Source organism: Exiguobacterium sp. SH0S2 (genome assembly GCF_004337185.1).
Taxonomy (GTDB): domain Bacteria; phylum Bacillota; class Bacilli; order Exiguobacteriales; family Exiguobacteriaceae; genus Exiguobacterium; species Exiguobacterium aurantiacum_A.
The window spans coordinates 14,504-33,666 of record NZ_SJVB01000009.1; the positions used below are offsets into that span (position 1 = coordinate 14,504).

The following is a 19,163-nucleotide window of genomic DNA, read 5'->3' on the forward strand; positions in this document are numbered from 1 at the left end:
TGGTAGCGGCGGAGGGAGTCGAACCCACGACCTCACGGGTATGAACCGTACGCTCTAGCCAGCTGAGCTACACCGCCATGTTATTGTGTTGTGTCCTAAGCACATTTTCTATAATAACCAGTAGCCACGTCCGTGTCAATTCTTTTTTAAAACTTTTTTCACAAAAAAACGTGTATAGTGCCATTTCATACACTATACACGATTTTCGGTTGATTGTGCATCACGCTTCCGACGGAGCCGGTCGATATTTTTTCTTCCAAGCGATGCGGAAATATCCCCAGAGCAAGAAGAAGCAACCGACCGACACGAGCGCCAAGTATAGAATCGCCCCTTGTAAATAACTGAGCCCGTCCGCCGACAAAATCTCTTTATAGCCGGCCACCGTATACGTCATTGGAAGTAACGCGTTGAACGGCTGCAAGGCACGTGGAATCAATTCAAGCGGGAACGTCCCGGCCGACGTCGTCAATTGAAGAATCAATAAGACGATGGCAACGAACCGTCCCGGGTTCCCGAGCGTCGTGACGAGCAACTGAACAATCAATAAGAACGTAATACTGACGAGCCAGCTGAAACCGAAGAAGCGAAGCGGTGACTCGACCTCGAGTCCGAGCAACGCCATCATCGCCACGTTTAAGACGAGCGCCTGAACGAAACCGATGACGATTAATACGCCCGATTTCGATAACAACCAAGATAAACTCCGCTTCGGTTTGCCAGCCGGATCATAGAGCGGATAGACGATTGACAACAAGAGTGCCCCGACGAAGAGACCGAGCGACATGAAGTATGGTGCAAATCCTGTCCCGTAGTTCGGTACGTGATGAATCGAGTCGTTCACGATTTGAATCGGTCCCGCCATCATTTCAACGTTCTCATCGCTAATGTCGACGTCAGCCGCTTCCGCACCCGAGAGTAAGGCGTCACGAAGTTTTCCGTTCCCGGACTCTAGTTCAGTCAGACCTTCCGCCAGGTCCGAACTTCCAGAACCGAGTGTTTGGCCCCCTTCAGCCAGACGCGATGCCCCTTCAGCGAGGGTACCCGTTCCTTGACCCGCCGTTTTGACCCCGTTGGCGAGTTTCGTACTTCCTTCAGACAAGGCGAGCGTGGCGTCAGCCAATTGATCACTCCCCGACGCCAGTTCCGTCGTCCCGTCATGAAGCGTCGCCACCCCTTCGTTCAATTGAACGCTTGCCGATGCAAGTTCACCCGAACGATCCATCGCGGTTTTAGCACCTTGCTCGATTTGGCTTGACCCCTTGCTCAGCGCCGCGGCCCCGTTGACGAGCTGAGTCTGTCCGTCATTCAACGCAACCAATCCGGCTGCGAGCTCAGTGGCACCGGCTTCTGCTTGTCCCAACCCGTCTCCGAGTGCCGTTTGGCCTTCCGTGACACGAGACGCGCCCTCTGAAAGCGATGCGAAACCTGCTTCCGTTGCCTGCATACCTGTAGACAACTCAGCGACGATTGCTTGCAACATGTCTGGCGTTGCGGGCGTGCCTGATTCGGCGAGCGCAGACAACTTGGCGATCAGTTGCTCTTGCTGGCCTAACAACTCCGTTTTCATTTGGTCAATGCCAGCGGTGACACCTACCGTTCCCGCTACAAGTGCTTCGTTTCCGGCACTAGCCGCACTAAGCGCTTCTGCGAGTGTGCTCGAGCCGTTGACGAGTTGGCCGCTTCCGGCCTGTGCGTCCTCGAGTCCGGCTGCGAGTTCATGAATTCCAGCGTCAAGCTGTTGCGTCCCGCTATGCAACTCGCCTAACTTCGAAGAGAACGCGCTCGTTCCGTCGACGAGCTGAGTCGTACCGTCTTTTAGCACGGCGGCCCCGGCGTCGACACGATGGACACCGTCTGACAGCGTGGAACTCCCAGTTTGGATACGCTGGCTCCCGTCGACGAGATCAGCCGTCCCAGACTCAAGCGCACCGAGTCCGTCATCGAGCTTGGCTGCGCCGTCCGCTAGTTCCTGCTGTTTTGAAGCTAGCAGTCGCGAGCCGTCCGCTAGCTTAACGGCCCCTTCTTTAGCGGTCGTTGATCCGTCAGCAAGCTCCGTCGCACCGGTTGCGGCTTCATCTAATCCGTCAGCGACGGTTTTCAATCCGTCCCGCATGGCGTTGACATACTGTTTCGTCACTTCAGTCGACAGTTCGCCTTTCACTTGTTCCATCGCCGAACCTCCGATTTGAGCGGCGAGGAAGTTATACGACTCGTTCGCGATGTATCGAAGTTCCAATTGCTCAGGGTCAGCGGACAGCGCGCTCGTCGCTTTCTCTGAAAAGTCATCCGGGATTTCGATTGCCATGTAAAAGGCGTGATCTTGTAACCCGGCGTCCGCTTCTGCTTTCGACACTTCGACGAATTGGAACGCTTCCGAGGTCGTCAACTTATCGACGAGTTCGTCACCGACAGCGAGTTCCTCCCCTTCAAACGTGGCCCCTTGGTCATCATTGACGATCGCGACGGGCAAATCTTTCATTTGGCCGTAAGGGTCCCAAAATGCCCACAAGAACATGCCCGCATACATGAGCGGCACGAGCGCGACCGCGAGAATCGGAATCCATACCCGCGGATTTTTACCGATGCTCTGCCATTCTGCTTTCCACAACTTCCATCCGTTCATTTGTTTCTCCACCTTTACTTATAAAACATAACTATTTTTCATGTTCCCTATTGTGCTCGCTCCGTCGAAAAATTGCAACCTTTTTTAGTTATTTTTTATAACAAAAAAAGCGCCGACAATTGTCGCGCCATGAAAAAAAGCCACGGACCTGTGTCCGTGGCGTTATCGTTACGAGTAGAAGCTGATGGTTTACGAAGGGTTACCCGCGCTTGGCTCCACGTCCACCGCGTTTTGAATCAGTTTGACGCTTCAACGTTGTAAGGCGTTCGTCGCTATCTTTCAAGAACTTGGTCATCAACGTATCAAACGTTTCTGGCTCACGACGTACTTCACGACGTGCGCCGCCACCGCCACGGGGACCGCCGCCACCGCGTGGGCCACCGCCGCCGCGTGGACCTTGACCAGGACCACCTGGACGTGGACCGCCCGGACGTGGGCCACCTTGACCAGGGCCGCCTGAACTAGGGCCTCGTGAGAAGCGTTCGCCGGCTGGACGTTCTGGGCGTTCGCTAACAGGACGATCGACAGTTTTTTTGATAGACAACCCGATTTTGCCATCACTTTCGATGTTCAAGATTTTGACTGTGACTTCTTGACCGACCGTTAGGACTTCATTGATGTCTTTGACATAAGAATCTGCCACTTCACTGATGTGCACCAAACCCGTTTTTCCATTAGGGAGCTCTACGAACGCTCCGAAATGCGTAATCCCTGTAACCTTACCTTGTACCTTGCTTCCTACTTCAATTGACATAAAATAATGTACTCCTTTTTTTGAATGATTCCCTACAATTATACGAGTCGATTCGTCAACGGTCAACGAACCTACTTATTCCTCTGGTGAGAAGTAAAAAATAATCTCGCCATCTTTCGAGAACAACAGCTCGTTGCGCGCAAGATTGGCGATGTATTCTTCGTCTTGTAAACGTTCAACCTGCTCTTTTAGCTCCGCTTGTTCTTCCTTCGTTTCACGAAGCTCGACACGAGCCTCGTCTTGCTTTAGCTCTTGATCCGCTACATATCCGATCTTTGAGAAATAGCTCTGGCCGATGAAGACAATCAACAACAAAAAGACAAGTGAGGCCACGGCTAGGCGGCGTCGAAGATGGATACGTCGCCGGCTCTGTTCTTTTTCCAGCTGTTCTCTCCGTTCGTCGAGAGCCCGAATCCGCTGTTTGCGTTCCATCGGGTTACGTCCATTCATCGAATCACCTTCCTCTTGACCTATTATGTTCAGTATACCTTTTTTTTATGCTTCCGTACCACTGTTCACCTTTTCTTCTTTGATCAACCGGTACATTTCTTTCGCATCCTCTTTCCGGGCATGCTCGGCAATCGAATCGATAATGACCGTCACCAGCTTATTCCCGAATCGGATTTGGAGCTCATCACCGGCCTTGACGTCCGTACTGGCCTTGGCGACTTGGCCATTCAAGCGGATACGGCCTTGATCGGCCACTTCCTTCGCTAACGTCCGTCGTTTGATCAAGCGCGACACTTTCAAAAATTTATCTAGTCTCATAATCCCTTCTCCTTCGCTTCATCCCAAAGCCGATCCATCTGTTCGAGCGTCATGTCGCTGAGCGATCCGTTCGCTTCGATATATTCAAATCGTCTCTTGAATTTTTGATTGGTCCGTTCAAGTGCTTGTTCCGCGTTCAACCCGAAATAACGGGCTACGTTGACGACTGAGAACAGTACGTCCCCTAGTTCTTGTTCGTCTTCGGGACGGTCTCGCCACTCTTGTAACTCTTCTTCGAGCTTCTCGAACGCTCCGGTTACGTCATCCCACTCGAACCCGACTTGAGCCGCTTTCTTTTGGAGTTGCTCGGCACGCATTAACCCCGGTTGGGTCACGAGCACACCATCGAGCTGCGAATGTTTATTTTCCCCTTTTTCGTCTTGCTTAATCGCATTCCAGTTCGAAACCACGTCGTCGGCGTCTGCGACCGTCACGTCACCGAAGACGTGCGGATGGCGACGGACCATTTTCGTACTGATCGCGCCGATCACGTCACGAATGTTAAAGTACCCTTCGTCGGCCCCGATTTGCGCATGAAGCATGACTTGGAGCAATACGTCTCCGAGTTCTTCGATCATCGCATCATCGTCCTCTTCGTCGATCGCCTCGATCAACTCATACGCCTCTTCGAGTAAATATTTCCGCAGTGATGCGTGCGTCTGTTTTCGGTCCCATGGGCAGCCGTTCGGACCGCGGAGTGTCGCGATGATATCTGTCAACGTCGCAAACTCCCGCGCGAGGTGCGTCTCGTCAGTGAGTGGCGGGACATAGAGCGTCGTCAAATTGTCGACTTCAGCGACCCGGTCCATCTCGTAGAGCGGAACTTCGGAAATTCGCTCTCGTTTTGTTCCGGCCGCCGTGACGAGCTTGACAAGATGTTCGTCCGGATAACGTTCCATCAATTGTACTTTCACATCCCCGGCCACAAACCCGTCGTACACTTGACCGATTAACACGTGCTGCGTGACTTGGAGCCGTTCAACGTCGAGTGCGGTCGCATCGAGCAGTTGAAACCCATTGATCGGATCAATCTGGAGCGCCTGAAACATGGCGTCCAAAAAGCTCTGTCCGCCGAGGAACGTCACGTCCGCCCCTTGTTCGACGAGCAGTTCGACCGTCCGCTCGGCGACGAACGGATGGCCCGGGACCGCATATGTGATCGCCAGTTCGTCGCTCTTGTCGAGCAACGTCTCAACGATTTGTTTATAGACGGCCTCAAACGTATCGTTTGATTCGTAAATGTGGTCAAACGATTCAAAATGAACCCCTTCCGCCTCGAGCTCTTTGACGACCGGATGTTCTTTCGTGCGCAACCAGACGAGCGGTTGCTGTTTCAAATGACGATATACCCCGAGCGGAAGTTGCTCGAGTTCGCCGGAGCCGAGTCCGACGACGGTAATTCCATAACTCATATTAGGTCTCCTTTTTATCAATCAAATTGATGAGTCGATTTCCAAACGGAATCATCTCCCATTCTTCGATCGTCAGCACCTGTTCCCTGACCGCTCGCCAGACGTACAAAGCGCCGCCGCACACCACCATCAAACCGAGCCAACCGAGTGCGTTGACGCGGTTATATAGTGACTCAGACGCTAACGCGTTCAAACCGAGCAAGACGATGCCCATAGGTAGGACGGTCTTTAAGAGCAGTCCGTAATGGTGCAACCGAAACGTACCGAGCGGGATGTTCTGGTCGAGACGATTAAAATTAAAGGCCGCCATCGCTAAAAATGCGAGCGATGTACCGACTGCCGCCCCGTCAATCCCATAACGCGGAACGAGCAGCAAATTGATCGCAAACTTTACAATCATGGCAAACAGCATACCAAAAGCGGCCGTCCGCTCTTTGTCGATCGCTTGAAGGCACGTCATACTCGCGACTGCGAGCGAGGCCGCGAACGTACTCGTCGATAACAATACAAGCGCTCTTGTACCGTCAGCATTTTCAAACAACGCTACGTTCAAAGGCCACATGACGCCCATCAGCCCGATCGTTGCAGCCGCAGCGACCGTGGTCGTCACTCGAATCATCGAACTGAGGCCCGTTGCCGTCGCCGTGAGTCGCCCGGCCCGGTAATGGCGGACTAAGTTCGGCACGTTCGCCATCCCGAGTGCCGTGGTGAAGAGAATCGCAAACTGCACGAGCGGATAGCCACGGTCGAACACGCCTTTACTCACTTTGGCCGAATAATCGCCGCCCATCAAATTGACGATCGTGAATGAATCGACGAGTTGCATCCAAAGAATACCGAGCGACGCAAATCCGACCGCAAGCCCGCTCGTCAAGAGAACACGCAGTACGGCGCGCAGTGTTGCGGCACGGACCGCGACGATTCGGAACCCTTTCGCCCAAATCGATAAGACGACGACAGCAACACTCCCGCCGACTAACGTCGCCGCATAAGCATAGCGACTGAGTTCATATGCGTCACGTCCAAAGCGGACACCGACGAGCAGTGAGATGAGCAACACCGCGACCCGAATCAAGTTTTCAAGCACCTGCGACAGCGCGCTCGGTCGCAAGTCATCGATTGACTGAAACGACCCGCGCAGCACCGCAAGCGCAGGCATCAACAAGTAGCTGAGACTGATGACCCGGAGCGTCGTCGCCAGTTCGGGGTCACCGAGCAAGCGCGCGATGACAGGCGCAAGCGCGAACATCGCGACCACGAGGCCGACAGCGAGGCCGAGGAGCGCATAAAAACTGCCCCAGAGGACTTCTAACTTCTGTCTTGGACCTTGTGCCCCGACCCCGATTTTGGCAATCACGACCGGCATCGCGTAAATCCCGAGCGAGGCGACGATCGCCGCAAACGGATATACCGTCTGGTAAGCGTATAACCCAAAATCACCGGCAATGTTCTGATACGGGACCCGATAGGCAAAACTAATAAATTTTGAAATGTATCCTGCGAGCGCAAATAAAACGACACCTGTCGCAAACTTACTTGGCGTCCGCATGGACCACCAACCGCTTCACGAGTTCCTCAAGGACCGTGTCGGCATCATTCAACAGCTCGACAACTGGCATACGTCCGCTGAGTGACAGTTTGAGCGCCCCGTTGTCTTGCCCGACTCCGAGTTTTCGTCCGAGCGGCATCGTCCATTCCATGAACGACGGTACATCGAGTGCCGTCGTCGATTCCATCGATAGCACGATATCGATCCGCTCTGGTGACTGTTTGATCCGTGTCACTTTCGCCAGCTCCCCGTAAATGCGCAGACGCGTCAGTTGGATGAGCAACGCGACCGGTTCCGGGAATTCTCCGAACCGTTCGATCAGCTCGTCTTGAAGCGCGAACAATGCTTCTGGTGTATCGACATATTTGAAACGCTTATACATCTCGATCTTCAGTTCACTGTCCGACAAGTAATCGTCCGGAATGTAGGCATCCGCTTGGAACGTGACTTCCGGTTTGAAGACGACTTGTTTCGCTTGACCGCGCATGCGGTCTTTCCGCTCTTCGATTGCTTCTGACAGCATCTGTGAATACAGATCGAACCCGACCGAGTCGATGAACCCGGATTGTTGGGCACCGAGCAGGTTGCCGGCCCCGCGAATCGATAAGTCACGCATCGCGATCTTAAACCCGCTGCCGAGCTCGGTGAACTCTTTGATCGCTTGGAGGCGGCTCTCCGCAACTTCGGTCAATCGCTTGTCTTTCCGATACGTGAAGTACGCATACGCGATCCGGTTCGATCGGCCGACACGTCCTCGAAGCTGATACAGCTGCGACAGCCCCATCTTATCGGCGTCGTGCACGATGAGCGTGTTCACGTTCGGGATGTCGATGCCGGTCTCGATAATCGTCGTCGAGACGAGGACGTCGGCTTCTCCTTCAAGAAAACTGATGAGCTGACTTTCAAGCTCGGTCTCGGTCATCCGGCCGTGTGCCGTCGCAATACGGGCATCCGGCAACAGCGCCCGAATCTCTTCGGCTTTCCGCTCGATCCCTTCGACTCGGTTATATAAGAAGAACGCTTGGCCGCCACGGGCGAGCTCGCGCTCGAGCGCTTCTCGCAACACGATGCCGTCGTATTCCATGACGTACGTCTGAACCGGATAACGGTTCTCCGGCGGTGTCTCGAGGACAGATAAATCACGGATTCCGATCATCGACATATGAAGCGTCCGCGGAATCGGTGTCGCCGTCAGCGTCAAGACGTCGATGTTCGTCTTCAGCTGTTTCAGGCGCTCTTTATGCTTGACCCCGAACCGCTGTTCTTCATCGATGATGACGAGGCCGAGATCGGCGAACGTCACGTCTTTCGACAGCACGCGGTGCGTCCCGACGACGACGTCGATCGTTCCCTCTTTCAGTCCTTTTTTCGTCGCCGCCAGCTCACTCTTCGAGCGGAAACGGCTCATGACCGAGACGTTGATCGGGAATTCACTGAACCGTTCGAGCATCGTCTCATAATGTTGCTGCGCGAGCACCGTTGTCGGCACGAGGAACGCGACTTGTTTGCCCGCGAGCACCGACTTGAACGCCGCCCGAATCGCGACTTCGGTCTTGCCATATCCGACGTCGCCGCAAAGCAGGCGATCCATCGGGCGTGACCGTTCCATATCCGCCTTGATCTCGGCAATCGATCGAACTTGGTCTTCCGTCTCGGCGTACGGGAAGGTCGATTCGAACTGGCTCATCTCGTCATCGTCCGCCGGGAAGGCGAAGCCGACCGATGCCTCTCGGGCCGCATAAAGTTTGATCAACTCGTCGGCAATGTCTTCGACCGACTTGGCGACTTTTGATTTGACCTTCTTCCATTCCGTCCCACCGAGTTTATAAATCTTCGGCTCTTTCCCTTCGGCCCCGACGTACTTTTGGACGAGGTCGATTTGATCGACCGGCACGTAAAGCGCGTCATCCCCGGCGTACACGAGATGGAGGTAATCTTGATGGATCCCACCGACTTCGATCGTTTTGATCCCTAAGTATTTCCCGATCCCGTGATGGATATGAACGACATGATCATTCGGCTTCAGCTCTTGATAACTCTTGATCCGTTCGGCGTTCGTCAAATTCTTCGTCTGCCGTTTCCGTTTCGTGACCCGCTTGAACAGTTCCGTTTCCGAGACGACGACGAGGCGGCTCGTCGATAACTCGAATCCGCCTTCGACCTGTCCGATCATGACGTGGACATGGCGTGGCAACAGCTCCCCGTCAACATTCGTGAACGTAGACGGGATCCCGTAGTCTTCAAGGAGCGCCACGACTTTGTCTGCCCGCATTTGATCCCCGGCGAGGAAAACGATCCGGTGATCACTTTGTTGCCACCGCTCGACTTCTTGCTTCAACAAGTGCATCTGTCCGTGGAAGGCAGGGAGCGGGCGGCAACTGAGATGGACCGTATTCGTCTCCGGGATCCCCGAACGCCGTGATGGCAGCAGCGAGAACGCGACTTGTTTCAAGCTTCGGAACACTTTGTGCATCGGCACGGCGAGCGTATAGTTGCTGACCGACTCCCCGCGTTCGATCAGTGACGAGAACCATTCGGCCTCTTCACGGTCTTGCACGTCCGCCGCGTCCTCGATGCGGGCCACTTCGTCCAACATGAGGACCGAATCAGCACCCACATAGTCAAGCAGCGTCGACGTATAAAGTAGCGGCGTGTACTTCCCGAGCTTCTCCGGTACATCACCGCGCCCGAACTGCTCGATGTCGCGGGCGATACCTGATTCAAGCGCTTGTCGAATCGTCTCGGTTTCAATCAGCTCGAGCGTCCGGTCGTATTGCCGTTCGAGCGCTTGCCCGGCTTTTTTCAACTGTTCGACCGATGCGACGAACTCGGTCGCCGGCGTGATGACCGCTTCCGAAACGACACCTAACGACCGTTGCGTCTCCGCATCGAACGTGAAGACGGAATCGACTTCCGTGTCGAACAAATCAATTCGATACGGTCTCGCTTCCGTGAGCGGATAGACGTCAAGAATGCTGCCGCGGACCGAAAACTCACCCGGTGCCGTCACCGTGGCCGTCCGCTCGTAACCAAGTTCAATCAGTGTTGAGGCAAACGGCTTTAAATCAAGTTCTTGCCCTGGTTTGATCGTCCGATGACTCGACAGCCAATCGGTCGGACTCGGTACGAAACGACGCAAGCCACCGAGCGGGACGACAAGGACGCCTCCCTCTTCGGTCAGGAGACGTGTTCTGGCTTCGATTCGCGCGGCGAGGAGCTCGGGACTGGATGTGAGCGACAGTTCACCGGCGAGCGTCTCGTCAATCGGATAGAGCAACGTCTTGCTCGGTCCGACAAGCGGCTCAAGCTGGTCGAACATCTTTTGGGCTTGGTACATGTTATGGGTGACGACAACGAGACGGCGTGTCGACTGTTTCGCCAAACCGGCCAAAACGAGCGCTTTGGCACTTGTCGTCAATCCCGTGACGAGTTGACGGTCGACTTTAGGCAACCGGTCTCGAATCACGTTCGTCTCCGGCAGTGTCACCATAAATCTCTCTAAAGCGTTCATTTGTTTTCCTCCACCTTATACGACAAAAAAGGGTGCTGTGACCCTTTAGTTATATCGATTCATGAGCGCGACCCAGTCCGTGTCCACAAAATCTGTTGCGGCAGCCACGGCTTGGTCGAGCGTATCGTTCAATTCGGACATATCTTCTTTTCGATAACTCATCAGTACCCAATCAACAACTTTGATCGGGTGCGGCGGACGTCCAACGCCAAGCTTAAGCCGTTTAAAATCCATCGTCCCGAGGTGCTGAATCAATGACTTGATGCCATTATGTCCACCGGCACTCCCTTTCGGACGCAGGCGGAGTTTGCCTGGGACCATGTCTAAATCATCATAGATGACGAGTAAATCGTCGATATCGATTTTATAGTAATCGAGAATCGGACGGACCGCTTCACCTGATAGATTCATGTACGTGAGCGGTTTGACGAGGACGACCCGCTCTCCATTGATTCTTCCCGTTCCAATGACTGCTTTAAACTTGGCTTCGTCAAGCGTGATCCCGTGCTTGTCCGCTAACCGATCAATTGCTAAAAACCCGATATTATGACGGGTCATTCCATATTTCTTACCCGGATTCCCGAGACCGACGATACATTTCATCATGTTCCTCCTGAACAAAAAAGCCCAAAGGCGAACGCCTTCGGGCCTCGTTTTTTTAATCGAACAGCGTGCTCACCGATTTGTGCTCGTGGACACGCATGATCGCTTCCCCAAGCAAACGGGCAACCGACATCTGCTTGATTTTGCTCGAGTACTCGCGACCAGTCAAATCGATCGTGTTAAGGACGACGAGTTCTTTGATTGACGAGTTGTCGATTCGCTCCATTGCCGGGCCAGACAGAACCGGGTGGGTACATGAAGCGTATACTTCTTTTGCTCCCGCTTGGACAATTGCGTCTGCTGCGAGTGTGATCGTACCGGCCGTGTCGATGATATCATCGATCAAGATGGCTGTTTTGCCTTCAACGCTGCCAACGATGTTCATGACTTCGGCCACGTTCGCTTCCGGGCGTCGTTTGTCGATGATGGCGATTGGTGCTTTCAAACGTTCTGCGAGCTTCCGCGCGCGCGTGACACCGCCGTGATCTGGTGAGACGACGACGATATCTTTTGCTTTGAACTCATCTGTCTCGAAATACGTCGAGATGAGCGGGACACCTAACAATTGGTCTACTGGAATATTGAAGAAACCTTGGATTTGAGCGGCGTGCAAGTCCATTGTGATGACGCGTGTCGCTCCGGCTACCGTAAGCAGATCGGCAACGAGTTTCGCTGTGATCGGCTCACGCGACCGTGCTTTACGGTCTTGGCGTGCGTAACCATAGTATGGGATGACGACGTTGATCGTGCGAACCGAGGCCCGTTTCAGCGCATCGATCATCACGAGCAATTCCATGAGCGTTTCATTCACTGGTGAGCTCGTCGATTGGATGATGTACACATCGTCGCCTCGGACGCTCTCCTCGATATTGATGTAAAGTTCTCCGTCGCTAAACCGCTTCACTTGGCAGTCGCTGAGTGGGACACCGATTTCTTTGGCAATTTCTTCAGCTAACGGGCGGTTCGAGTTTAAGCTAAATAGGCGAATTTCACGTTCATATACAGTAGACATGTTTAGGATTCTCCTCCATCGTTTTCCATAGTAATAGGCAGCAACTTAGCGTTTCGTGTAACCTTCTTTGTTCGTTTGACGCTCGCGCGCAATCGCGAGAGCTTCTTCAGGGACATCGTTTGTAATCGTTGAACCGGCAGCGACGATCGCACCTTTCCCGACTGTTACCGGGGCAATCAAGTTGACGTTACATCCGACAAACGCGTCTGCTTCAACGACCGTCTCAAACTTATTCTTACCATCATAGTTGACCGTGATCGATCCACATCCGAGATTGACACGTTCACCGATCGAGGCATCTCCGATATAGCTGAGATGCGATGCTTTCGCACCGTCCCCGAACGTTGATTTTTTGATTTCCACGAAATTGCCGACGCGCGTATTGGCGCCAAGGACTGCTTGTTGACGAAGGTGGGCGAACGGCCCAACTTGCGCATGACTTCCGACACGGCTATCACTGAGTACCGATTGACGAACGGTCGCACCGTCTTCAATCACACTGTTGCGGATGTCCGAGTTCGGTCCGATCACGCACTCCGAACCGATGACCGTCTTGCCAAGAATGACTGTCCCTGGGTAGATGATCGTATCTGATCCGATGACGGCGTCCGGCGAAATGTATGTCGAGGCCGGGTCCATGAAGGTCACACCTTCACGCATAAGGCGTTCGTTCGTCCGCTTGCGCATGAGTGTTTCAGCCTGCGCGAGAGCGACGCGATCGTTGACACCGATCGTCTCACCGAACGTCGGCGCGGTATGGGCCGCGACAACTTCGCCTGCTTCTTTCGCAATCGCGATGACGTCTGGCAAGTAATACTCACCTTGAACGTTATCGTTACCGACTTGTTTGAGGGCATCAAACAATAATTCGTTGTCAAACACGTAAGTTCCCGTATTGATTTCAAGAATCGCTTGCTCTGCAGCAGAGGCGTCTTTATGTTCGACGACTTTCGTCACGTTACCGTCTTCTCCACGGATGACACGACCATAACCGGTCGCATCGTCAGCGATCGCCGTCAGTACCGTTACTTTCGCTTGCTGCGCCTCATGATGGGCAAGGAGCGCCTCCAACGTTTCCGCTGTGAGAAGTGGTGTGTCACCACAGACGACAAGCGTCGCACCTGATTTACCAGCGAGCTCAGCTTCTGCCATTTGAACCGCATGGCCCGTTCCAAGTTGCTGTTCTTGGACCGCGTACTCGACGCGCGAGCCTAGCGTCTCTTGTACCGCTTCAGCCCCGTGACCGACGATGACGATTTGACGACTGACCCCGATTTTGTCGAGTTGGTCGACGACATGTTCGACCATCGGTTTTCCAAGGACCGGATGAAGCACTTTATAGAGCTTAGACTTCATACGCGTCCCTTTACCTGCTGCCAAAATGACTGCAAAACGATCCATTCTTGATTCGCCCCTATCTTAATCGACTGTTTTTATTCAATCGTTCGGTTTTTTCTATATTTAAATCCTGAATACACCGTTTCTACTATATCGAAACCGTGACGCGGTTTCAACCGTTGTAACCATTCGTAACTAATCAAACGCAAAAAGGCAGCGGAAGGGTCCCCATCCGCTGTCGAGTCATTATTCGTTTATACCGTTGTATGATTCCTGTGCTTCGTAAGTGGAAACATCGACCGTGCCGTAGGCTTCGAGCACAGCCGCCTCGACTTTTTGGCGCATATCTCCATTGATCGGGTGAGCGATGTCTCGGAAAATGCCTTCCGGCGTTCGTTTACTCGGCATCGCGACGAAGAGCCCGGTGCTTCCTTCGATGATTCGAAGGTCATGCACGACAAACTCTTGGTCAAGCGTGATTGAAGCGAGCGCCTTCATCCTACCTTCCGTCGTCACTTTGCGAATTTTTACGTCTGTGATCTGCATGTTTCGCATCCCCTTTTCTTCGTTGTCTATGCCATGGTGTACTTTCACTAAAAGGTTAAAGTGATTCAAGCGAACCGATTGACTCCGTATGACTGATATACCCTCTCATCATAAAACGAAATCAAATTTTTGCCAATCACTTTAAGAACTGTTCGACGTTACCGCGTGAAATTGTGACGAGTCCTTCATCTGCATCAACGTTCGTCAACTTCATCAAGCTGACGTACTCACTTACCATTTTCTTCTCGGCACCTTCGGCTTCCATCAAGACACCGACACCCGCGAGGTTTGCCTCGAACTCATTCAACAGGCTCATCATCCCACGGATCGTCCCGCCTGCTTTCATAAAGTCATCGATGAGCAAGACGTTTGCGCCTCGTGGCAAGCTTCGACGGGCGAGCGCCATCGTACGGATCGCTTTTGACGAGCCGGAAACGTAATTGATACTGACGGTCGACCCTTCCGTGACACGGCTGTCGGACCGGACGATGACGAACGGAACACCTAATTGCTCAGCGACCGCGTAGGCGAGCGGAATCCCTTTTGTCGCAATCGTCATGACGACGTCGACTTTACGGTCCGCAAACACCGAGGCAAAGATTTGTCCCATCGGTTTCACTTGACGCGGATTACCAAGCACGTCGGTTAAGTATAAATAGCCTCCCGGAAGCAGACGCTCCGGTTTCGACAGTTGATCGCACAAGCTATCGATCATCGATAGCGACTTGTCTTTGCTCCACCCTGGAATGAACATGACTCCCCCGGCCGCACCTGGGACGGTAATCAATTTCCCGGTACCGTCGTGGGCGAGCATTTCACTGACGATGACTAAATCTTCACTGATCGATGATTTAGCAGACTGATAGCGGCTCGAAAACATCGATAACGAGACGAGCTGATGTGGATGGTCAAGCATATAACGGGTCATATCGACGAGACGACCACTTCTACGAATTTTCATACGGATTCCCCTTCACTTTGTCAATAATAGACGAATGTTCTAAACAGAATATATCACTTTCATTCGTCTTTGTTCAATGTTTTTTGCCGAGAATCCGAACGACGAACACTTCCGGACAAAATCCTTTCAGTCCGTTATAGACGCGGTGCGCTTTTTGCTCGTGCTCGATGAGCGCGAATACAGTCGGGCCGCTGCCGCTCATCAACACGCCATCAGCACCACAATGCAGCATCGTCTCTTTGATTTGACGGACTTCGGGATGCAGTTCAAGCGTGACACCTTCAAGCGCGTTACCGAGGTTCGCACAAATTCCGTCAAAGTCCCGTTCACGAATCGCTTTAACCATCGCCGCAGTGTCTGGATGGACGATTTTCTCCATCTGAACGGCTCGATACACGTCAGCCGTCGATACACCGAGCTTCGGCTTCGCCAACACGACATAGCACGGCGGCGGTGACGGAATCGTCTCTAATATCTCACCGCGGCCCCGGGCGATCGCGGTTCCACCCATCACACAAAACGAGACGTCTGAACCGACCGCGGCTCCGAGCTCTGCTAACTCCTCGAGCGTCAAACCAAGCTCGAACAGTTCGTTCATTCCCCGAAGCGTCGCCGCCGCATCACTTGATCCTCCGGCGAGCCCTGCTGCGACCGGGATTTGTTTATCGAGGACGATTTCGACTCCTTCTGCGATGTCGAACCGCTTCCGCAACAAATCGGCCGCACGGTAAGCTAAGTTCCGATGATCGCTCGGGACATAGGCGTGCTCAGACTGGATTCGAATCTCATCCGTATCGAGTACGGTCAATTCGAGCCGGTCGGACAAGTCCACTGTCGTCATCACCATTTCTACTTCATGATAGCCGTCCGTCCGCTTCCCGAGGACGTCTAGTGTCAAATTGATTTTTGCCGGCGCTTTCACACTGATCGTACGCATATCGTTCACCCTTCCCAATGTATCTCCTGTTCGCCATTGTACCGTAAACGGACGCACAAAAAAAGAAGCAGCTGCCAATGCATCCGCCCCTCATTTATCGATCAATTACTGAATTCAATTTTAACTGTATCCGTTAGGACATCAGCGTAGCTATAAGAGACACGTTCCACGTTGTGATGCTCTTCATCCAACTTGACAACGAACACCGCGGGATACGTCTCAACGAGCGTTCCAAACCGAGTAACGACTTTCTTACGACCGCCGTTTGCTTTCAACGTCAATCGTTCTCCAACATGTGATTCGAGTTTTTGTCTGATTTCTTGCAACGTCTTTGGCATACGCTTCACCTCACTGTTACAAGTATAGCATATTCTAAAACGGAAATAAAGAGTAAATATTATAGCGACTCGCTATCCAGTCGTCAACTATTTTTAAGTGGTAAAATTGTGTCTGCTAAGCGTGCAAACTCTTGAAGCGAAAGCGTTTCGCCTCGCCGTTTCGGGTCGATTCCCGCTTCATTCAAGAGACGTTCAAGGTCTACTTTTTTATCTTTGCCGAGATGATTCGTCAAGTTGTTCAAAATCGTTTTTCGACGTTGCGCGAAACTAGCGCGGGCGATTTCAAAGAAAAAGGCTTCGTCTTCGACATCGACAGCCGGGCGCGGACGCATCTTGAGCGTGATCACGGCCGAGTCGACGTTTGGAGCCGGCATGAACACGCTTTTCGGTACGATAAAGCTTACACTCGCTTCCGCATAATACTGGATCGCGATTGATAACGAACCGTACGCTTTCGTGCCAGGTTTCGCCCCGATGCGCTCAGCCACTTCTTTTTGAATCATCATGACGAGCGAACGGAATTTGATCCGGCTCTCGAGCAAACGCATGATAATCGGCGTCGTCACATAATATGGCAAGTTGGCGACGACCGCGATATCGTCAATCCCTTCACTCAAGAACTCACGTTCCACGATGCTGCGAATGTCGAGCTCGAGCGCGTCCCCATGAATGACGTGAACGTTCGGGTAAGGCGCCATCGTGTCTTCAAGGATCGGTAGAAGGCGTTGATCGATTTCAAGCGCGACCACTTTTTGCGCCCGCTTGGCCGATTGTTCCGTCAACGAGCCGATTCCCGGACCGATCTCGAGCACACCGCTCGCTTCACCTAGTTCTGCGGCGTCGACGATTTTATTTAATATATTCAAGTCGATTAAAAAGTTTTGTCCGAGCGACTTTTTGAATGAGAAGCCGTGACGTTGTAAAATCGCTTTCGTGCGATGAATCGTTGCAATATCTTTCAATGATTTTCCTCCTCTAACTGAGCGAGTGCCCGCTCCCATTCCTCGATGGTCACGCGCAACGCTTCGACTCGTTTCACAAATTGTTTGGCGTTCGGTTCCCCGATGCGGAGCAAGACGCCAAGACGCTTGCGACGAGTTGCGGCATCCGCTCCACCGATCAAATCGGCCTCGAGCACCATTTGTCGCGTGACGAGTGGCTCGTCCGTCTCAACTCGTGTTTCATAAACCGCCTCGAGCACACGACGGATTGTCGCAGGTGTCGCGTGTTCGACGCCGATTTTCCCTCGTTTGTCTTTCGCCTCGGCCCGAGGGAGGTAGGCGTGTTTACAGCCCTTCACTTGCTCTTCGACGATGGCCCGGATCCGGTCGCCCGGATAGTCCGGATCGGTCAAGATGATGACACCGCGTGTCTCCTGGGCACGTTTGATCCGTTCGATCGTCTGTTTTGACACGGCCGACCCGTTCGTTTCAATCGTGTCGACGTCGTACACTTCTTGAAGCCGGGTTGTATCATCGCGTCCTTCGACGACGATCACTTCTTGTATTTTCTCACGCATTGTCAGTTCCTTCTTTCTCTTCTTGCTTCGGGATCACCCAAATCGTCAGTGGCTTACGACCAAACGTGACCGCTTCCTCTTTCGTATCCATCATGATATCGATAATATTGCCTTTAATCGCGCTGCCTGTATCGAGAGCGATCGCCATGCCAAACCCTTCGATATAGACGCGGGTTCCGAGCGGGATGACGGCCGGGTCGACCGCAATGATCCGCATTCCTTCATAAAGGATCGTATCCGTCACGTCATAGCCGCTGCGCGTCAGTACTCTGCCGTCATACGTCACGGTGTCTTCTGCATTGTTCGTATAGGCGGTGGCCTCGACGAGGAGTTGTTTGGCTGATGTGAAGTCGAGGACATCGTCGGCCCGAGGCGTTTCCTCGATTTTGATTTCCGCTTCCTCGCGGAATGGACTTGTCGAGTCAACGGTCTCAGTCGGCGCTTCGGCTGCTTCAAACTCGGCTTCGCGCTCGGTTGCGACTTTCGTACCGACCTTAATGATTTGCGGTCGCACTGTCTGCACCATTTCGACGTCTGTCTCGGTCCGATTTGTAATTGTACCATTTTCAACTGTCAGTGCATACCGCGTCCGCTCTAGACCAGGGACGCCGACTTGTGACACTTCGGTCGTCCCGGCTGCAAGTGTCGCATCCTCTTCTTCAATGATCTCGAACGGGATTAAGCGGTTCTCATATTGAACGACGTCTCGGCTCATGTTGACGGTGATCGTCATCCCATCACGCACTTCGGCCGTGAGCGCCGGAACGACCGTATCTTTATCTGAAATCTCAATTCGGGCTTCTCGTAACGCCTCTTCCACGGTCGATGCCATCGTATAAACTTTTGTCGCATCATCTCCTATGATCAAATCAAGCGCCACGACCGGCTGATAGCGAATCGTCATGCCTGACGTGATCGGTGTTCTGACCGACGGATAGACATCATCACCTTCTCGCACGCTCACACCGTATCGGAGCAGGACATCACCAACGGTCCGCTCACGGGTATCGATCGTCTCCATTTGACCGTAACCGATCTGGAGCGACACCGTTTGGGCCCGTTCGATATGAATGACACGCTCCGGCGGGATGTCCGCACTGAGCGCCGGCGTCACATAGTCAGCCTCATCGATCGTGATCCCGGCCTCGGCGAGCACTTCGATGACCGAATCAGCCTGTGTATCGTGCTCAATCTTGACACCGTTATCGATAATCGTAATCTTCTCCGGCTGCATCATCATGTAGGCGAAGACGGCAACGACAATGACGCCTACACTCAACACAAAACGTCTA

At 53.1% G+C, this 19,163-nt stretch carries 17 protein-coding genes and 1 tRNA gene; all 18 read right to left on the reverse strand.

The annotated features are described in order from the left end of the window. The 18 genes from EVJ21_RS14830 to EVJ21_RS14915 all read right to left on the reverse strand — a co-directional run bounded on the left by EVJ21_RS14830 (window position 1) and on the right by EVJ21_RS14915 (window position 19,153). A tRNA-Met gene (locus EVJ21_RS14830) sits at window positions 1-77 on the reverse strand. A gap of 143 nt (window positions 78-220) precedes the next feature. Next, window positions 221-2,623 carry a YhgE/Pip domain-containing protein gene (locus EVJ21_RS14835; protein WP_236633564.1) on the reverse strand — a complete coding sequence of 801 codons (2,403 nt, stop codon included), beginning with the start codon at window positions 2,621-2,623 and terminating at the stop codon, window positions 221-223. 199 nt (window positions 2,624-2,822) lie between these two features. After that, on the reverse strand, window positions 2,823-3,377 hold the full coding sequence (locus EVJ21_RS14840) for a S1 domain-containing RNA-binding protein (protein WP_070329375.1): 555 nt from the start codon (window positions 3,375-3,377) through the stop codon (window positions 2,823-2,825). Between the two features lie 75 nt (window positions 3,378-3,452). After that, window positions 3,453-3,827, reverse strand: a complete 375-nt coding sequence (locus tag EVJ21_RS14845) for an FtsB family cell division protein (RefSeq protein ID WP_071398636.1) — start codon at window positions 3,825-3,827, stop codon at window positions 3,453-3,455. Window positions 3,828-3,872: 45 nt separating this feature from the next. Beyond that, the gene (locus EVJ21_RS14850) at window positions 3,873-4,145 is read right to left on the reverse strand and encodes an RNA-binding S4 domain-containing protein (RefSeq protein WP_070329377.1); all 273 of its coding nucleotides are present in this window, start codon (window positions 4,143-4,145) and stop codon (window positions 3,873-3,875) included. Further along, window positions 4,142-5,557: a bifunctional methyltransferase/pyrophosphohydrolase YabN gene (yabN, locus tag EVJ21_RS14855; protein WP_131444162.1), complete on the reverse strand. Its 1,416-nt coding sequence runs from the start codon at window positions 5,555-5,557 to the stop codon at window positions 4,142-4,144. Before yabN ends, EVJ21_RS14850 begins: the two co-directional genes overlap by 4 nt. A gap of 1 nt (window position 5,558) precedes the next feature. Next, window positions 5,559-7,106 (reverse strand): polysaccharide biosynthesis protein, encoded by a 1,548-nt coding sequence (locus EVJ21_RS14860; protein ID WP_131466518.1) that lies wholly within the window; start codon window positions 7,104-7,106, stop codon window positions 5,559-5,561. Continuing rightward, the gene (gene mfd / locus EVJ21_RS14865; RefSeq protein WP_131466516.1) at window positions 7,090-10,617 is read right to left on the reverse strand and encodes a transcription-repair coupling factor; all 3,528 of its coding nucleotides are present in this window, start codon (window positions 10,615-10,617) and stop codon (window positions 7,090-7,092) included. Before mfd ends, EVJ21_RS14860 begins: the two co-directional genes overlap by 17 nt. Before the next feature lie 45 nt (window positions 10,618-10,662). Continuing rightward, window positions 10,663-11,220 (reverse strand): aminoacyl-tRNA hydrolase, encoded by a 558-nt coding sequence (gene pth, locus EVJ21_RS14870; RefSeq protein WP_070329381.1) that lies wholly within the window; start codon window positions 11,218-11,220, stop codon window positions 10,663-10,665. A gap of 55 nt (window positions 11,221-11,275) precedes the next feature. Further along, window positions 11,276-12,232 (reverse strand): ribose-phosphate diphosphokinase, encoded by a 957-nt coding sequence (locus EVJ21_RS14875; RefSeq protein ID WP_016509622.1) that lies wholly within the window; start codon window positions 12,230-12,232, stop codon window positions 11,276-11,278. 45 nt (window positions 12,233-12,277) lie between these two features. Continuing rightward, a complete protein-coding gene (glmU, locus tag EVJ21_RS14880; protein WP_070329382.1) occupies window positions 12,278-13,633 on the reverse strand; it encodes a bifunctional UDP-N-acetylglucosamine diphosphorylase/glucosamine-1-phosphate N-acetyltransferase GlmU in 1,356 nt (451 codons plus the stop codon). Between the two features lie 183 nt (window positions 13,634-13,816). Next, window positions 13,817-14,116, reverse strand: a complete 300-nt coding sequence (gene spoVG, locus EVJ21_RS14885) for a septation regulator SpoVG (protein WP_070329383.1) — start codon at window positions 14,114-14,116, stop codon at window positions 13,817-13,819. Between the two features lie 136 nt (window positions 14,117-14,252). Beyond that, on the reverse strand, window positions 14,253-15,077 hold the full coding sequence (gene purR / locus EVJ21_RS14890) for a pur operon repressor (protein WP_071398630.1): 825 nt from the start codon (window positions 15,075-15,077) through the stop codon (window positions 14,253-14,255). Window positions 15,078-15,150: 73 nt separating this feature from the next. Next, window positions 15,151-16,014, reverse strand: coding sequence for a 4-(cytidine 5'-diphospho)-2-C-methyl-D-erythritol kinase (ispE, locus tag EVJ21_RS14895; protein WP_071398629.1), 864 nt, complete (start codon window positions 16,012-16,014; stop codon window positions 15,151-15,153). A 101-nt stretch (window positions 16,015-16,115) separates the two neighbouring features. Next, window positions 16,116-16,352 (reverse strand): Veg family protein, encoded by a 237-nt coding sequence (locus tag EVJ21_RS14900; RefSeq protein WP_070329386.1) that lies wholly within the window; start codon window positions 16,350-16,352, stop codon window positions 16,116-16,118. A gap of 83 nt (window positions 16,353-16,435) precedes the next feature. Continuing rightward, complete coding sequence (gene rsmA / locus EVJ21_RS14905; protein ID WP_071398628.1) at window positions 16,436-17,314, reverse strand: 16S rRNA (adenine(1518)-N(6)/adenine(1519)-N(6))-dimethyltransferase RsmA; 879 nt, start codon at window positions 17,312-17,314, stop codon at window positions 16,436-16,438. After that, entirely contained in the window at window positions 17,311-17,871 is a 561-nt protein-coding gene (gene rnmV, locus EVJ21_RS14910) for a ribonuclease M5 (protein WP_016510695.1), read from the reverse strand. The genes rsmA and rnmV overlap by 4 nt, the downstream gene beginning before the upstream one ends. Next, window positions 17,864-19,153: a 3D domain-containing protein gene (locus tag EVJ21_RS14915; protein WP_236633794.1), complete on the reverse strand. Its 1,290-nt coding sequence runs from the start codon at window positions 19,151-19,153 to the stop codon at window positions 17,864-17,866. Before EVJ21_RS14915 ends, rnmV begins: the two co-directional genes overlap by 8 nt. Between the last annotated feature and the right edge of the window lie 10 nt (window positions 19,154-19,163).

Coding starts and splice junctions, on each gene's coding strand:
- EVJ21_RS14900 (WP_070329386.1), bottom strand. CDS start 16,352: ATGCCAAAGACGTTGCAAGAAATCAGACAAAAACTCGAATCACATGTT.
- pth (WP_070329381.1), bottom strand. CDS start 11,220: ATGAAATGTATCGTCGGTCTCGGGAATCCGGGTAAGAAATATGGAATG.
- EVJ21_RS14875 (WP_016509622.1), bottom strand. CDS start 12,232: ATGTCTACTGTATATGAACGTGAAATTCGCCTATTTAGCTTAAACTCG.
- rnmV (WP_016510695.1), bottom strand. CDS start 17,871: ATGCGTGAGAAAATACAAGAAGTGATCGTCGTCGAAGGACGCGATGAT.
- EVJ21_RS14835 (WP_236633564.1), bottom strand. CDS start 2,623: ATGAACGGATGGAAGTTGTGGAAAGCAGAATGGCAGAGCATCGGTAAA.
- glmU (WP_070329382.1), bottom strand. CDS start 13,633: ATGGATCGTTTTGCAGTCATTTTGGCAGCAGGTAAAGGGACGCGTATG.
- EVJ21_RS14845 (WP_071398636.1), bottom strand. CDS start 3,827: ATGAATGGACGTAACCCGATGGAACGCAAACAGCGGATTCGGGCTCTC.
- EVJ21_RS14840 (WP_070329375.1), bottom strand. CDS start 3,377: ATGTCAATTGAAGTAGGAAGCAAGGTACAAGGTAAGGTTACAGGGATT.
- EVJ21_RS14860 (WP_131466518.1), bottom strand. CDS start 7,106: ATGCGGACGCCAAGTAAGTTTGCGACAGGTGTCGTTTTATTTGCGCTC.
- spoVG (WP_070329383.1), bottom strand. CDS start 14,116: ATGCAGATCACAGACGTAAAAATTCGCAAAGTGACGACGGAAGGTAGG.
- mfd (WP_131466516.1), bottom strand. CDS start 10,617: ATGAACGCTTTAGAGAGATTTATGGTGACACTGCCGGAGACGAACGTG.
- yabN (WP_131444162.1), bottom strand. CDS start 5,557: ATGAGTTATGGAATTACCGTCGTCGGACTCGGCTCCGGCGAACTCGAG.
- purR (WP_071398630.1), bottom strand. CDS start 15,077: ATGAAAATTCGTAGAAGTGGTCGTCTCGTCGATATGACCCGTTATATG.
- EVJ21_RS14850 (WP_070329377.1), bottom strand. CDS start 4,145: ATGAGACTAGATAAATTTTTGAAAGTGTCGCGCTTGATCAAACGACGG.
- ispE (WP_071398629.1), bottom strand. CDS start 16,014: ATGCGTACGATCAGTGTGAAAGCGCCGGCAAAAATCAATTTGACACTA.